Origin of the sequence: Flavobacterium ponti (genome assembly GCF_042652765.1) — a bacterium.
In the GTDB taxonomy this organism is placed as follows: Bacteria; Bacteroidota; Bacteroidia; order Flavobacteriales; family Flavobacteriaceae; genus Flavobacterium; species Flavobacterium ponti.
In genome coordinates, this window is sequence record NZ_JBHSGW010000025.1 from 343,414 (window position 1) to 358,507 (window position 15,094).

General features: G+C 28.7%; 13 protein-coding genes. 8 read left to right on the top strand and 5 right to left on the bottom strand.

Features of this window, described 5'->3' with window-relative positions:
- Window positions 1-165 precede the first annotated feature (165 nt).
- The 4 genes from ACFO3U_RS09935 to ACFO3U_RS09950 all read left to right on the top strand — a co-directional run bounded on the left by ACFO3U_RS09935 (window position 166) and on the right by ACFO3U_RS09950 (window position 2,873).
- Window positions 166-672: a hypothetical protein gene (locus ACFO3U_RS09935; protein WP_379741430.1), complete on the top strand. Its 507-nt coding sequence runs from the start codon at window positions 166-168 to the stop codon at window positions 670-672.
- 163 nt (window positions 673-835) lie between these two features.
- A complete protein-coding gene (locus ACFO3U_RS09940; RefSeq protein WP_379741434.1) occupies window positions 836-1,369 on the top strand; it encodes an STM3941 family protein in 534 nt (177 codons plus the stop codon).
- Between the two features lie 121 nt (window positions 1,370-1,490).
- Complete coding sequence (locus ACFO3U_RS09945; RefSeq protein ID WP_379741436.1) at window positions 1,491-2,033, top strand: hypothetical protein; 543 nt, start codon at window positions 1,491-1,493, stop codon at window positions 2,031-2,033.
- A gap of 216 nt (window positions 2,034-2,249) precedes the next feature.
- Window positions 2,250-2,873, top strand: coding sequence for a hypothetical protein (locus ACFO3U_RS09950; RefSeq protein WP_379741439.1), 624 nt, complete (start codon window positions 2,250-2,252; stop codon window positions 2,871-2,873).
- 148 nt (window positions 2,874-3,021) lie between these two features.
- On the opposite strand, the gene ACFO3U_RS09955 is transcribed toward ACFO3U_RS09950, so the two are convergent.
- Both ACFO3U_RS09955 and ACFO3U_RS09960 read right to left on the bottom strand, forming a co-directional pair.
- Window positions 3,022-4,041 (bottom strand): carboxypeptidase-like regulatory domain-containing protein, encoded by a 1,020-nt coding sequence (locus ACFO3U_RS09955; RefSeq protein WP_379741442.1) that lies wholly within the window; start codon window positions 4,039-4,041, stop codon window positions 3,022-3,024.
- Window positions 4,042-4,043: 2 nt separating this feature from the next.
- Window positions 4,044-4,664, bottom strand: coding sequence for an L-threonylcarbamoyladenylate synthase (locus tag ACFO3U_RS09960; RefSeq protein WP_379741445.1), 621 nt, complete (start codon window positions 4,662-4,664; stop codon window positions 4,044-4,046).
- 83 nt (window positions 4,665-4,747) lie between these two features.
- On the opposite strand from ACFO3U_RS09960, the gene ACFO3U_RS09965 reads away from it, so the two are divergent.
- Window positions 4,748-5,602, top strand: a complete 855-nt coding sequence (locus tag ACFO3U_RS09965) for an alpha/beta hydrolase fold domain-containing protein (RefSeq protein WP_379741448.1) — start codon at window positions 4,748-4,750, stop codon at window positions 5,600-5,602.
- Here ACFO3U_RS09965 and ACFO3U_RS09970 read toward each other — a convergent pair.
- Window positions 5,599-7,932 (bottom strand): ATP-dependent helicase, encoded by a 2,334-nt coding sequence (locus tag ACFO3U_RS09970; RefSeq protein WP_379742076.1) that lies wholly within the window; start codon window positions 7,930-7,932, stop codon window positions 5,599-5,601. The genes ACFO3U_RS09965 and ACFO3U_RS09970 overlap by 4 nt on opposite strands.
- Before the next feature lie 209 nt (window positions 7,933-8,141).
- Between ACFO3U_RS09970 and ACFO3U_RS09975 the strand changes: the two genes are divergently transcribed.
- Window positions 8,142-8,663 carry a DUF7935 family protein gene (locus ACFO3U_RS09975; RefSeq protein WP_379741452.1) on the top strand — a complete coding sequence of 174 codons (522 nt, stop codon included), beginning with the start codon at window positions 8,142-8,144 and terminating at the stop codon, window positions 8,661-8,663.
- Here ACFO3U_RS09975 and ACFO3U_RS09980 read toward each other — a convergent pair whose 3' ends face one another.
- Both ACFO3U_RS09980 and ACFO3U_RS09985 read right to left on the bottom strand, forming a co-directional pair.
- Window positions 8,664-9,572, bottom strand: coding sequence for a patatin-like phospholipase family protein (locus ACFO3U_RS09980; protein ID WP_379741455.1), 909 nt, complete (start codon window positions 9,570-9,572; stop codon window positions 8,664-8,666).
- Between the two features lie 38 nt (window positions 9,573-9,610).
- Window positions 9,611-11,671 carry a M1 family metallopeptidase gene (locus tag ACFO3U_RS09985; protein ID WP_379741458.1) on the bottom strand — a complete coding sequence of 687 codons (2,061 nt, stop codon included), beginning with the start codon at window positions 11,669-11,671 and terminating at the stop codon, window positions 9,611-9,613.
- 140 nt (window positions 11,672-11,811) lie between these two features.
- Between ACFO3U_RS09985 and recG the strand changes: the two genes are divergently transcribed.
- Both recG and ACFO3U_RS09995 read left to right on the top strand, forming a co-directional pair.
- Window positions 11,812-13,917, top strand: a complete 2,106-nt coding sequence (recG, locus tag ACFO3U_RS09990; protein ID WP_379741461.1) for an ATP-dependent DNA helicase RecG — start codon at window positions 11,812-11,814, stop codon at window positions 13,915-13,917.
- A 108-nt stretch (window positions 13,918-14,025) separates the two neighbouring features.
- Entirely contained in the window at window positions 14,026-15,093 is a 1,068-nt protein-coding gene (locus tag ACFO3U_RS09995; protein WP_379741464.1) for an efflux RND transporter periplasmic adaptor subunit, read from the top strand.
- The last annotated feature ends 1 nt before the right edge of the window (window position 15,094 follow it).

A 15,094-nucleotide genomic window follows, 5' to 3' on the forward strand; every position in this document is an offset into this window, starting at 1 on the left:
TAAGTACGAAGTGATTAAAAATCCAAAAGTTAATTCTTTTGGATTTTTTTTATGCTTTTTATTTATATTTACAATTAATTACAAGCGACTATTAACAAGTTAGCTGTTATTTAGAAATCTCGGTACTTTACCATTAGTAACACCACCTTTTATATAAGACTTAATATGGACGGAAAAATTCTTCTTTATGAATTTATAAAAGAACATTCTATAGGTGAGTTTATATTTTCTGAAAATGGATTTAATATTTATTTTTCTCATAATGACTTTGAATATTTAAATAAATTAGGTTTAATATTTGATGCATTTAATGGAGGTATTATTTTAGGTAATTTACATTCCAATGGTGGAATTAATATGATTATTTTTGATTTTGAACTTAATAAATATAAATATATCGCAGAAATGGAAGGATGGGAATACTTAACATTTCCTTTGAAAAACCAAGAAATTGAAAATAGATTTTTAAAAATTAACGAAAAAACACAAAATATAAATCCAGATATAAGTACAGAATTTAAAATACCTAAAGAATGTAATGTAATTGACACTCAAAATAATAAAGTTTGTTTTTTACTAATGTCTGAATATAGACAATGTATTATTAATAGATTTGCTACAAAAAAACACATAAATGAAATTTTACAATTAGAAAAAACAAACAACAGCTAAAACACGTTTGGCACAATTGCGAAATTTGTATAAAATTCACGTTTACGTTTCGCAAGAATTTTTATATTTGAAAGAAGATAATTGTTTCCGAAGCTCGCAACTGATGTCAAGCATGGGAACGTTGTGCGTAATTTTGAGAAAAAGATTAAAGAAATAAAATTTTATGATTAAAGAATATAAATTTAATAAAGAAAGAATTTTATTAGGCATCGTTTTTTTGCTTTTAATGCTTATTTTTTCATTTTATTTCTTGTTGGAACCCGAAAAATTTATTAGAAATATTTTTACGAGAAAAGAAACAAATCAAATTCTCGGAATTATGGGAATTATTCTTTTTTCATCTTTAATATTCTCATCATTAAAAATCTTACCAAGAAAATATGCCATACGAATTACTGATGAATATTTGATTGATAATTCTAAATATGAATCATTTGGAAAAATTGAATGGAATAACATTTCAAAAACCCAAAGAATTAAGAAATATAGCATTGAAATATTTTTAAATGAACCTGTTTTTAAAGACAGGAAAATTGACATGTTTAGAAAGTATCTTCTTTTTATGAGTAATTGGAATTATAAGAAAAGTATAATAATATCGAGTGCAATATTAAATTGTGATGTTGAAGAACTTTATAAAGAAATTAATTTAGCTCATAAAAAAAACAAAAAAACTATACAAAACAGCCATTTGTAGCAATTGCTAGGCTTGGCTTGTGTTAGGAATTTTCTCCGAAAATTCTAAAAGAAGTTTTGTACTTGTATTTTTTGTTATAAATTTTTGCAACTACCACAAATAGTCTAACAATTTGCACAATATGAAAAAACTAAACCTAACCAATAACAACGAACTATTCTCAAATGATTTAGAATATTATGGTGGTAAATATAGTTTTACTGAAAGTCTAAAAATTAATGGAACTGGCTCAACAAAACTTATCTATAAAAATGGAATTTCAGAAATTGAAAATTCTATTACTTCAAAAGGAAACGATTTCATATTTATTAATTTAGAATTGCTGAAAAATGGCTTACTTTTAAGAATAAACTTGAATCAAAAAATAAAATGTTTCGGTTTGAGATTAGATGAAATTGAAGAATTAAACTTAACTGCATTCAAAGTTCAAATAAGAGTTAAAAAATTTGGTATTTATGTTACTAAAATTGTTCATCGTGGAGAATTAGAAATAAAAACGTCTACTAGTTCTATCAGGCTAATAATCTTAGTTAAAGATTTTAAATCATTTAGTAAATATCTAAATAAACCAAAACTGAAAGAAAAATTAAAATATGTTGTCAGCAACAATGAACCCGAAAAAGATGAATCTTATATAATGGAAATTATTGATTTCTTTATATAAATACTTTGTATGAAGGTCGTTTGTAGTAATGTTTAAGTAAGAAGTGATTAATAATCCAAATGTTATTTCTTTTGGATTATTTTTATGCTTTTTATTTATATTTACAATTAATTAAAAGCAATTATAAATACTTGTAAGAATTTACAATCGAAACATGCGACTATTTACAAGTTAGTATCAACTCTTGGAAACCGCAGAGAATACAATATATAAAACATGACAAAACAATTATCAATAATAATTTTTATGAGTCTTTTTTCATTCTTTTTTGGTTGCAAAAACAACAACGAAAATAATACTAATAATTATGAACTTGAAGAAATCACTTCAAGGTTAGACATCGAAGAAGGTTGGGCCGACATTTTTCTTAAAATAATCGAAGATAAAAAAACAGATAATTCACACATATATATTGTGAAAGGATTATACAAAAACAAAATTGTTGGACTACAAATCGAAGTAAGTTCTAAAATTAAAGCTGGTTTTAAAAATGATGAGATTGATACAGAAAATGGTTTTTTGCCAAACAGTGTTAAACTTAAATCAATAGGAATTGAAAGTAATGAGTTAATTAAAGCATTAGCAGAATTATATGAAAAACCAGCAGACAAAAATTTCACATCTCAAATCATAACTGCAACATCGTTTTCATTAAATGAAAAATCTGTTAATCTTGACAAAAGTGATTATTACAAACTGAAATTGTTTTTTGAAGAAGAAGACGAAAATTTATATTCTGAAATCTATCTAAATATAAACACAGACAAAGGAGAAATTGAAATACATGAAAAAGACCAAGAATACAGAGAACCAATAATAAAAGTCTTAACAAACAAATAAGTTATCGATAAGAGTTGTTATTAAAATGATTTTATAAAATGGTTTAGGCTTGATTTTCCTTGGGAAAAACCTCTCTTTATCATGATTTTATCTATATTTATTATGGTCAGTCTTGAATCACAAACTACTGATGCAAAGCTGCCAAACTTTACTCAATCCCATAATTAGAAGGCAATAAGTCCCCAACTTTCTTTTCTGACAAATCTCCTGAAAAATAAATTTTATCGTAGTTAGAAAACAATCCATACCTGTCAATTACAAAATTATCAGTATGAAAAATGATTTTAGATTGTTCTCTTCTGTTGTATAATAAACTAAATTCTGCAACAAAATCTTTGGGATGAAAACCTCTTTCTTGTTTTTTAATAAATATTTGTTTTAATCCTAAAGTATCTTTAACATATAAATATTCATCAGCATTAGCTTTAAATTTTCCTTTAAATAAAGTGAATTTGTCTTTACTCCATTCTTTATTAGCTATGTTTCTAAAGAGTTGTAAAAAAGAACCGTTAAACACTTTTTCTCTATTTTTCAACTTGCTTTTACTGTTATCAACCTCTTCAAAACGAGATGTTCCCACATAAATACTAGAGTACATTTTTTCTTGGTCAATACTATAACTAGAAAATTTGGTATCAAATCTAGTGAGGTCAAAATAAACTTTATATCCCAAATATGGATTTTCAATGATTAAAGGTTTATCAGCATAAGCAGTCAAAAGAAATTGATCATTATCATAAGAAAAATAAATTTCATCTTCATTTAAAATTTTGCATTTATTTCCTGCTTTGGTTCTTCCTAAAAATTGATTTCTAAAAATTGTCAGCATTTGTTTTCTTGTAAACTTATTATCCATAAGAATAACTTCTTTCAAGTCTTCCACAGATTCTTTAAGTATTATTTTATAGCGTTTTTCAAAATTTAAATTATTTAAATAAACTTTATCAAAACCCACAAAACTGATGACTAATGATGAACTAATCTCAGAAGGAAGTGAAATTTTAAATTCACCATCCATGTTTGTAGATGTTCCAAAGGAAGAACCATCAAAATAAACGGTTGCTCCTGCTAAAGGTTCATCATTCTGATCCACAACAATACCAGTAATAGTTTGTGAAAACAAAATTGAAATACTAAATAAAAAAATAATTGTAAAGACTCTTTTCATACTTACAAAATATCTAAACTTCCTTTTCCTTCACGAATCACTTCTGGCTCATAACCTGATAAATCTATAATTGTTGAAGCTATATTATCACCATAACCACCATCAATGACTAGCTCTACTTTATTTTGCCATTTTTCAAAAATCAATTCTGGATCGGTAGAATATTCGATTACCTCATCTTCATCATGGATTGATGTTGAAACAATTGGATTTCCTAACATTTGAACAATTTGCAAAGCAATATTATTATCAGGAACACGAATACCCACTGTTTTTTTCTTTCTGAATTCTTTTGGCAAATCATTATTTCCAGGCAAAATAAAGGTATAAGGTCCAGGTAAAGCTCTTTTAAGGATTTTAAAAGTGGCTGTGTCAATTTGCTTCACATAATCGGAAATATGGCTTAAATCGTTACAAATGAATGAAAAATTGGCTTTATCAAGCTTAATTCCTTTGATTTTTGCAATTCGTTCTAATGCTTTTGAATTGGTAATATCACAACCTAATCCATAAACAGTATCTGTTGGATAAATGATTAAACCACCATTTCTCAAAACCTCAACGACTTTTTTGATTGAAGCTTCACTTGGTTTGTCTTCGTATATTCTAATAAATTCTGCCATAATTTTTAATTGGTATCAATTTTGATACTTTTTGAACCTAAATATCGTTATATTAATAACTTAGTCAAAGATAAAGATTCACCATGAAAACAAACAATTTATTTTTTGGTTTATTGCTTTTTTTAATAATTCCTTTACATTCTTGCTCTAAAAGTGACGAAAATGTTGAAGAAGATTTAACTGTAGCAAAAACAATGTTGAATGTAAGTTATGGTTCAAATGCTCAACAAGTTTTTGATTTATATCTTCCTGCAAATAGTAATTCATCTTCTACAAAAACCTTAATTCTTGTTCATGGTGGTGGATGGGTTGAAGGAGATAAAACTGATATGAATTATGCTGTTGATATTGTGAAACAGTTTTTACCTGAATATGCTATTGCTAATGTAAATTATCGATTGGCTTCAGCTGGAAATTATGCTTTTCCTATGCAAATTGATGATATAGATGCTATTGTCCAAAAATTAAAAAATGAAAACTACGGAATTTCAGATGATTTTGGGTTTATTGGAACAAGTGCTGGTGGCCATTTATCGATGTTGTATAGTTATGGTTACAATTCCAATAATGATATAAAAATGGTTTGTAGTATTGTTGGACCAACGAACTTTACGGATCCAAATTACACTAATAATCAAGCTTGGTTGGATTTATATTTTAATTTAACTGGTGTAAATTATGCTGATAATCCAACTTATTATGAACAATTAAGTCCATTGTTCAGAGCAACAACTTCTTCTGTACCTACTATTTTGTTTTATGGAAATGCTGATCCATTAATTCCAACTTCACAAGGTGTTGATTTGCATGCAAAACTAGATCAATTGGGAGTTTACAATGAATTTAACCTTTATAATGGTGGTCATGGTGATTGGTCGCAAACAGATACTTTAGATGCTTACACCAAACTAATAGCTTTTATCCAAAATAAATTTTAGCCTAAAATCTGCAATTTAGCAAAACGAAGTAATAGTTTTTTGATTCCACCCACATCAAAGCGAATTTCGGCTTTTTTGTCACCACCTACTCCTTCTATGTTTAGGATTTCTCCTTTTCCAAAACGTTCGTGCATTACAATATTACCAACTGATAATTTACTATCAAATAAGTTAGCATTGGAAGGAGAGTTACTTGAAACAGGTTTTAATTTACGAATGTTTACACTAGGCTTTTCATCATAACTTAAATGTTTGGGTGGTGTTCCTGCTGTTGGTTTTGATAAACGCAGTTTAGATTTATCAATATCTCCAAAAATATCAATATCCATCATCGGTTTATATCTATAGTTAGATGTCTCAGAAGGATTTAAATATTCGAGAAAAACATCATCAATTTCTTCAATAAATCGAGAAGGTTCACTATCGACAAGTTTTCCCCAACGATATCTTGATTGTGCATAAGTTAGATAAGCTTGATGTTCTGCACGAGTTAAAGCCACATAAAACAAACGTCTTTCTTCTTCTAAATCACTTCGAGTACTTAAGCTCATGGCACTTGGAAATAAATCTTCTTCTAAACCTACAATAAAAACATAAGGAAATTCTAATCCTTTTGCCAAGTGAATGGTCATTAAGGCTACTCTATCATCATCACCAGTATCTTTATCTAAATCAGTTGCTAAGGCTACATCTTCTAAAAATTCAGATAATGCTCCTCTTGCTCCATCAATTTCTTTTTGACCTTCAATAAAATCTTTTATACCATTTAGAAGTTCTTCAATATTTTCGATACGAGCAATTCCTTCAGGTGTAGCGTCTTTTTTAAGTTCTTGAACCAAACCTGTTTTTTTGGTAACATGATCTGCCAAATAAAAAGCATCTTGGTTTTCATTAATCACCTGAAAACTCTTAATCATCGTTACAAAATCTTGCAACTTATTTTTTGTGCCAGCGTTTAGCTTTAAATCAATTTTATCAATATGTTCCATAACTTCAAAAATGGAACGTTTAAAATGATTAGCAGCAACAGTTAATTTTTCTATTGTTGTATTTCCAATTCCTCTTGCTGGATAGTTTATAACACGAATTAAAGCTTCTTCATCTTTTGGATTAATCACTAATCGCAAATAGCATAAAACGTCTTTAATCTCTTTTCTTTGATAGAAAGATAAACCTCCATAAATTCGATAAGGGATATCGCGTTTACGCAAAGCATCTTCCATGGCACGCGATTGTGCATTGGTTCTATATAAAATAGCAAATTGACCGTTATTCAATTGCTTATTCATTTTTTGTTCAAAAATCGTTGCAGCCACAAAACGACCTTCTTCACCATCAGTGATACTTCTGTGGACTTTTATTTTTTCTCCATCATCGTTAGCTGTCCAAACAATCTTATCTAATTTTGTTTTATTCTTGTCGATGATATTATTTGCCGCTTCCACTATATTTTTTGATGAACGATAATTTTGTTCCAAACGGTACATTTGCACATTGTCATAATCTTTCTGGAAATTCAGAATATTGTTGATGTTTGCACCTCTAAAGGCATAAATACTCTGTGCATCATCACCCACAACACAAATATTTTGAAATCTATCCGATAAAGCTCTAACAATTAAATATTGTGAGTGATTTGTATCTTGGTACTCATCTACTAAAATATATCGAAATCTATCTTGATATTTAGCTAAAACTTCGGGAAAACGATTTAATAATTCATTGGTTTTTAATAATAAATCATCAAAATCCATGGCACCACTTTTGAAACATCTATCTACATAATTTTGATAAATATCTCCCAAACGAGGTTTTTTACTCATGGCATCAGCTTCTTGCAATTCTTGATTGTTAAAATAAGCTTTTACTGTGATTAATGAATTCTTATACGATGAAATTCTACCTAAAACTTGTTTGGGTTTATAAACATCTCTGTCCAATTGCATTTCTTTGATAATCGCAGAAATTAATCGAACACTATCTTGAGTATCATAAATCGTAAAATTGGAAGGATATCCTAATTTATCAGCTTCTGAACGCAAAATTCGAGCAAAAACAGAGTGAAAAGTTCCCATCCAAAGGTTTTTGGCTTCGTTTGTACCAACAATATCAGCAATACGCTTTTTCATTTCACGTGCTGCTTTATTGGTAAACGTTAAAGCTAAAATATTAAACGAATCCACTCCTTGACTCATTAAGTTAGCTATACGAACTGTAAGAACTCGTGTCTTTCCTGAACCAGCACCAGCAATAACAATCATTGGTCCATCTTTCTGAATAACTGGAGCTCTTTGGGCTTCGTTTAATTTATTAATGTGGTCTTGAATCATAGGAATTAAAGTAATGTACAAAAATAGGTGTTTGCAAGTTCAATAACAATAGTAATTTCAAAAATCAATGACAATTTTAAAATAGCTTTTTTGGAACACAGATTTAAGAAATTTGAGAAATTTAAATAATTTATTTTTGGAATTTGGAATTTAAAATATTGGAATTTTATTATATAAATGTTTTCTTTGTGACACAAAAAATCAAAATAATGGATACTTCAAAAATAATAGAAATTGTTTCATACACTTTACCTTCTTTAATAACTGGTGGAGTTGCTTATTTCTTTTTTACCTCTTATTTTAAAGACCAGCAAAACACTAGACGTTGGTTATTACTTAAAGAAAATCAAAAAGAATCATTACCATTACGCTTACAAGCCTATGAGCGAATGGTTTTATTTTTAGAAAGAATTCATCCTGCACAATTATTATTAAGAATTGCACCTCCAACAGAAGACAAAAATGATTATGCTACCTTATTAATTCATGCTATTCAAACAGAATTTGAACATAACTTATCGCAACAAATTTATATTACTAATGAATGTTGGGATGTGATTAACAAATCAAAAACTACAACCGTTCAATTGATTCGCAAAACTTCAATCAATCCTGAAATTGCTACTGCTAGTCAATTAAGAGAAGCTGTTTTAAGAGAATTAACCCAGATGGAAGCACCAACTAGTGTTGCAATTAGTTTTATTAAAGAAGAATTGAAAAGTATACTTTAATTATTCTTCCACAGGAATTTCTTGTGTATCTACATCTTTAGATTTGGCATAATCATAACCAATTTGCCACCATTCTTTCATTTTTTCTTTGTTAAAAATCAAAGAATTTGTCGTCAAAACTGTAGGTGTGTAATAAAAATTGATGGTTGCACCTTTGAATTTGGCTTCATATTTTCCTATTTTGATGTTTTGATATTCAATTCTATCCATCATAAAAGCAAATAGATTTGTCAAAGCTGTAAAAGCACTTCTTGCTGGTAAACGATTATACAATGGAGTTTCCGTTTGTAGAATGATAGCATCAACGTGAGTTGCTCCATTTTTTATAGCTTCTTCAATAGGAATCATACTTGCAAAACCACCATCTGCATATTCACAACCGTCTTTTTTGACCAAAGACATAAAAGGAATATAATTACAAGAAATCCAAATCCAATCGCAAAAATCTTCGTAAGAGCAATCGTTAATAGATTTATATTCCACTGTATTTAATGATAAATTAGAAACAGTAACAACAATATTTTTGTTGCTATTTTTTAAAAAAATAAATTCTTCTTCTGTAAAAACTTTCTTTAGTAATTTCTTTAAATTTTTACTTTCACCAAAGGTTTTTGAACCTCTCCAAAAATTTTTCAAAACATTAAAGTGACTGATTTCAATTACGTCTTCACCAAACTTCTTTTTAATCATAAAAGGGCAATTGCTAAATATGCTTTTCTGATTTACAGAAGTATAAACTTCTTTTATTTTTTCTACTTTTCTTAATGCTAAATGAGAGACTAACAAACTTCCGGTTGAAGTTCCATAATACATGTCATATTCTTTATTTAGGTCTTCTATTAAATATTGTGCTACACCACCAGCAAAAGCTCCTTTACTTCCACCACCTGAAATTACCAATGCATTCATTCTTGTTTATTTTCTTAAAGGTATAAAAAAATGTATTATTATTCGTTTAAAAAGTAATCTATTCTATTACTAATTTCTATTGAAGATCCGCTTTTCAAACTTTCTAACTGTGATTTAATTTCTTGAGATTTTAGTAACTCTCTCAATGTATCTTTTGCAAATTTTACGGCTTGCCATTTTTGATGAAGTGATAAATCAACAAGAGATTTTAAAACCGTATCAGTCACTTGATTTAATTGTATTAAATTTTCAATGGCTTTTTGTCTGACAGTTATGTTATAACCTTCTTTTGTCATTTGCTCTAATTCAGTAATAGCACTTTCATAAATTACAGGATCATTTTTGTAAGTAATCGCTTTTAAAATTAAATGTGCAAATCTTAAATTATAATCTTGTCCAATCCAAGACCTACTAATATCAACATATTTTGTCCTAAGATCTTTAAAAGTAGTCCATAGTTTGTATAAAGCTATTTCTCTATTGATATAAGAATGATCTGCAAACATTTTTTCATATTGCGGTTTTAGCTCAAGAGGAATAGACTGAAAAGATTCTGCTAATGTGCGTTTGGCTTCAATATCTTTTAAATCAAAAATTTTAAAAACCAATTCTCTTTTGTCTAAATAAGCAACATCTTTTAGTTGATATACAATTTCTTGATAAATAGGATAAAAATGTTTTTCTTCCAAAATAGTATTAAAGTTGGCTTTTTTATTATTAAAATAAACGGTTTCCAATTGTCTAACAGCAAGATATTCTTTCATAAACTTACTATCTTTAATATAATTTACGGCTTCATTCCAATCAAAAAAGGCATTTTCTAACCATTTCTTTTTAAAAGCTGAAACGTCATAATCTGATACATTATTAATTTCAGCTAAAAAGTCATCTGTTTCCACAGTTTTGTATTGGTATTTTTTTAGATAATTTTTAATGGCTTTATCAAATTTATCTTCACCAATATTGGCTTGTATAACAAACAATGCCCAAGCTCCTTTTTTATACAAAGTCAATGAACTAGCTTTTTCACTTAAAATAGGATTGTCATCATGCAAAGAAGCAGCTCTTAATTCCTCGGCCATTTTTAACAATTCGTTGTTAAAGTAATCATCTCCAAAAACTTCTCTCTCGGCTAACAAAGCATAATAAGTTGCAAAACCTTCTTGTAACCAATGATGTTTACTTTCTTTGGCTGTTATCAAATTACCAAACCATTGATGAGCTAACTCATGAGCATTTACATTCACATAATTTTTATCATTGAAACCAACATTATCAACTACAAAATCTTCTGAAAAAATAGTAAAAGTAGTGTTCTCCATTCCTGCATATAAAAAATCTCTTATTGGAGCTTGTCGATATACTTGCCAAGGATAATCAATTCCTATTTTCTTTTCTAAAAAATCAAAAATATCTTTGGTATACTTGTAAGTGGATTCAAATTTATCTTCATCTTTTTTAGCTAAATATAACTCTATTGGAACTTTTGAATGGGAAGTTACAATTTGCTTTTCAAATTTACTGACTACCAGAGCTACCAAATAAGAACTCATTGGATCTTTCATTTCATAAGTCCATTTTGTTTCATTGGTTTGAAAATCTTTATTAATTAGTTCTCCATTAGTAAGTACATAAAAAGATTTATCATAAGTACATGAAAGATTAAATATCAATTTTTCATTCACATCATCAAAACTAGGTAACCAATTACTTGTATATTTACCTTGTCCTTGTGTCCATATTTGTAAATCGTCACCATTTCCTGTAAAATACAAAGCTTGTTTTGGAGTTGCTTCATATTCAAAATATAAAATGTTTTTCCCTTTTTTGTAACCTTCGGTTAAAACCAATTGTTTTTCTGTGGCAATAAACTCGACTTCTTTTTTATTGATGGTTAACTTATCAAATTTCATATCAACAGCATCAATTTTGATGTTATCAATATCAGAAAGTACTTCAAATTCATAGGTTACTTTTCCTGAAATTGATTTTGAATTTACATTTAGAGTTAAATCAGCAGTTAACTCTTTAAAATCAACTTTTAATGTTTGTTGACCAAAACAAATACTGCTTATTAAAAAGAGTACTATATATTTCATAATTTTAAATATTTTAGTGAAGAAATCCTCTTATTCATTCAAAATTGTATGGATTGATTATCAAATTTACTAATTTAAACTTATCTTCGCTTTATAGTTTTTTAGTAAAAAAATCAAACTTATAAACAGGCAAAAAGCATATGAATAATCTATTAGAAACTCCCATAGAATACCTAAAAGGTGTCGGTCCACAGCGTGGAGAGTTGTTTCGAAAAGAATTAAATGTTCATAAATACGCTGACTTGATCAATTTATTTCCCAATAGATACATCGATAAAACCAATTATTTTAAAATAAATCAACTACAAAATACCAATTCAGAATTTCAAATTATTGGAAAGATTATCAATATAAAAACGGTTGAAGCTGGCAAAGGAAAATCACGTTTAGTAGCTACTTTTATTGATGATACTGGACAAATGGAATTGGTTTGGTTCCGTGGTCAAAAATGGATTAGAGAAAGTCTAAAAATTAATGAAGTCTACGTTATTTTTGGAAAAGTATCTCAATTTGGAGGAACTTTCAACATGGCTCATCCAGAAATGGAATTGCTAACAGAACACAAAGCTAATATTCGTTCAGCTATGCAACCTGTTTATCCAAGTACAGAAAAACTCAATAATAAAGGAATTACGAATAAAGTCGTCAATAAATTAATGCAGCAATTATTTATTGAAACGCATGCTTTATTTTCCGAAACTTTACCTGATTATTTACTAGAAAACTTAAAGTTGATTCCCAAAAAAGAGGCTTTATTGAATATTCATTTTCCAAAAAGTCAAGATTTATTAGCCAAAGCACAATTTCGATTAAAGTTTGAAGAATTATTTTTCATTCAGTTACAACTCATCACAAAAAACCTAATTCGAAAACATAAAATCAAAGGTCATCCTTTTGAAACTGTTGGAGATAATTTCAATAATTTCTATCAAAACCATTTGCCTTTCGAATTGACAAATGCTCAAAAAAGAGTACTCAAAGAAATTCGAAATGACATGGGAAGTAATGCTCAAATGAATCGTTTATTGCAAGGTGATGTGGGTTCAGGAAAAACAATTGTGGCTTTGATGTGTATGCTAATGGCAAAAGACAATGGTTTTCAAAGTTGCTTGATGGCTCCAACAGAAATTTTAGCTAATCAACATTTTATTGGTTTAACCGAATTAGCTAAAGATTTAAATATCAACATACAAATTCTCACTGGTTCAAGTAAAACGAAAGAACGAAAACTCATTCATGAAGCTCTAGAAAACGGAACTTTAGACATCTTAATTGGAACACATGCTTTACTTGAAGATAAAGTAAAATTCCAAAATTTAGGATTAGCTATTATTGATGAGCAACATCGTTTTGGTGTAGAACAACGTAGTAAATTGTGGAAGAAAAATGATATTCCACCACATGTTTTGGTCATGACTGCAACTCCAATTCCAAGAACTTTAGCCATGAGTTTATATGGTGATTTAGATATTTCAGTGATTGATGAATTGCCTCCTGGAAGAAAACCCATTCAAACAGTACATCGTTTTGACAGCAATCGTTTAAAAGTCTGGAAATTTATCAAAGACGAAATCGCAAAAGGCAGACAAATTTATATCGTTTATCCATTGATTCAAGAATCTGAAAAAATGGATTACAAAGATTTGATGGATGGTTATGAAAGTATTTCACGCGATTTTCCTTTACCAGATTATTCCATTTCAATTCTTCATGGACAAATGAAACCAGCCGATAAAGATGAAGAAATGCAAAGATTTGCCGCTGGAAAAACCAATATAATGGTTGCTACTACTGTAATTGAAGTTGGTGTGAATGTTCCCAATGCTTCTGTAATGATAATTGAAAGTGCAGAGCGTTTTGGTTTATCGCAATTGCATCAATTACGCGGAAGAGTTGGTCGTGGAGCCGAGCAAAGTTATTGTATTTTAATGACCAGTCACAAATTAAGTGAAGATAGTAAAGTTCGAATGGAAACAATGGTTCGTACTAATGATGGTTTTGAAATTGCTGAAGTAGATTTAAAACTTCGTGGTCCAGGTGATTTAATGGGAAAACAACAAAGTGGTGTTTTAAATCTTCAAATTGCTGATTTAGTAAAAGATAGAGACATTCTACAACTTGCTCGACATGAAGCAGTAAAATTACTGAAAACAGATGCTCCAATGGAAAAACCTGAACACAAAAAACTACGTGAAGTATTCATTGAAATGAGCAAAAAGAAAAATATTTGGAATTACATTAGTTAAAGATATTTTCGAAAATAAATCTTCACAATTGTTAAATAAATTATAAGGAATTGGCTTTCTAAACTTTGAAAAAGTAGATTTGTTGTTATTATACTTTAAAGTCATACAATGAAGCTCAGAACATTACTTTTAACCCTTATTATCATCCTTTTTATTGGCTTTATTGGCTATCGCATAAAAAGTAATTTAGATAAATCTTCTGATCAAACCAATAAACCAGTTGGAAATAAAAAACCTTCTACTAAAGTTAATGGAATTGTCGTTACTGAAGAAAACTTTTCTAATGTCATTTCTGTTTCTGGTTCAATTGAAGCTAACGAACAGGTTGAAATAAGAAGTGAAGTTTCTGGTATCGTAGAAAATATTTATTTCAAAGAAGGAACAAATGTAACTAAAGGACAAACTCTTTTTAAAGTCAATGATATTGAATTAAGAGCTCAATTAGCACAAGCCAATACAAGAAAAAATTTAGCTGGTGAAAATGAAAGAAGAGCCAAACTTTTATTAGAAAAAGAAGCTATCAGTCAAGAGGAGTACGAAATTGCTAGTGCAGAATATAGAAGTTTACAATCACAAGCGCAATTAATACAAGCTCAAATTGCAAAAACGGCCATAAAAGCTCCATTTTCAGGAAAAATTGGATTGCGAAACATTTCTCCAGGAACTTACCTTACTCCTACTACCATTGTAACTAATTTAGTAAGTTCAAATGAAGTAAAAATTACCTTTTCAATTCCAGAAAAATATGCCAATGAAGTGAAGTTAAATAATGAAATTGAATTTACGGTTTCAGGTTCAAATGAAACATTTAAAGCTTCCATTTATGCAATCGAACCTAGTGTTGATGTAACTACAAGAACACTTTTAGTTAGAGCTAAAGCAAATAATAAAGAAGGCAAATTATTCCCTGGAACTTATGCTAATGTGAAATTGCCTTTAACAGAAATAAAAGATGCTATTTTAATTCCTTCAGAAGCGATTATACCTATTCAAAATGGTAAAAAAGTATTTATTGCTGAAAATGGAAAAGCCAAAGAAGTTAAAATTGAAACTGGAACAAGAACAGAAGACTTAATTTTAGTTTTAGAAGGCTTAAAATTGGGTGATACCGTAATTACCAGTGCAATTATGAGTCTAAAACCAGAAACTGCTGTGCAAGTAACTCTTAAAAAATAAG

Excerpts from the sequence above, each read along its gene's own strand:
- ACFO3U_RS09935 (WP_379741430.1), top strand. The coding sequence starts at position 166 with ATGGACGGAAAAATTCTTCTTTATGAATTTATAAAAGAACATTCTATA.
- ACFO3U_RS09940 (WP_379741434.1), top strand. The coding sequence starts at position 836 with ATGATTAAAGAATATAAATTTAATAAAGAAAGAATTTTATTAGGCATC.
- ACFO3U_RS09945 (WP_379741436.1), top strand. The coding sequence starts at position 1,491 with ATGAAAAAACTAAACCTAACCAATAACAACGAACTATTCTCAAATGAT.
- ACFO3U_RS09950 (WP_379741439.1), top strand. The coding sequence starts at position 2,250 with ATGACAAAACAATTATCAATAATAATTTTTATGAGTCTTTTTTCATTC.
- ACFO3U_RS09955 (WP_379741442.1), bottom strand. The coding sequence starts at position 4,041 with ATGAAAAGAGTCTTTACAATTATTTTTTTATTTAGTATTTCAATTTTG.
- ACFO3U_RS09960 (WP_379741445.1), bottom strand. The coding sequence starts at position 4,664 with ATGGCAGAATTTATTAGAATATACGAAGACAAACCAAGTGAAGCTTCA.
- ACFO3U_RS09965 (WP_379741448.1), top strand. The coding sequence starts at position 4,748 with ATGAAAACAAACAATTTATTTTTTGGTTTATTGCTTTTTTTAATAATT.
- ACFO3U_RS09970 (WP_379742076.1), bottom strand. The coding sequence starts at position 7,932 with ATGATTCAAGACCACATTAATAAATTAAACGAAGCCCAAAGAGCTCCA.
- ACFO3U_RS09975 (WP_379741452.1), top strand. The coding sequence starts at position 8,142 with ATGGATACTTCAAAAATAATAGAAATTGTTTCATACACTTTACCTTCT.
- ACFO3U_RS09980 (WP_379741455.1), bottom strand. The coding sequence starts at position 9,572 with ATGAATGCATTGGTAATTTCAGGTGGTGGAAGTAAAGGAGCTTTTGCT.
- ACFO3U_RS09985 (WP_379741458.1), bottom strand. The coding sequence starts at position 11,671 with ATGAAATATATAGTACTCTTTTTAATAAGCAGTATTTGTTTTGGTCAA.
- recG (WP_379741461.1), top strand. The coding sequence starts at position 11,812 with ATGAATAATCTATTAGAAACTCCCATAGAATACCTAAAAGGTGTCGGT.
- ACFO3U_RS09995 (WP_379741464.1), top strand. The coding sequence starts at position 14,026 with ATGAAGCTCAGAACATTACTTTTAACCCTTATTATCATCCTTTTTATT.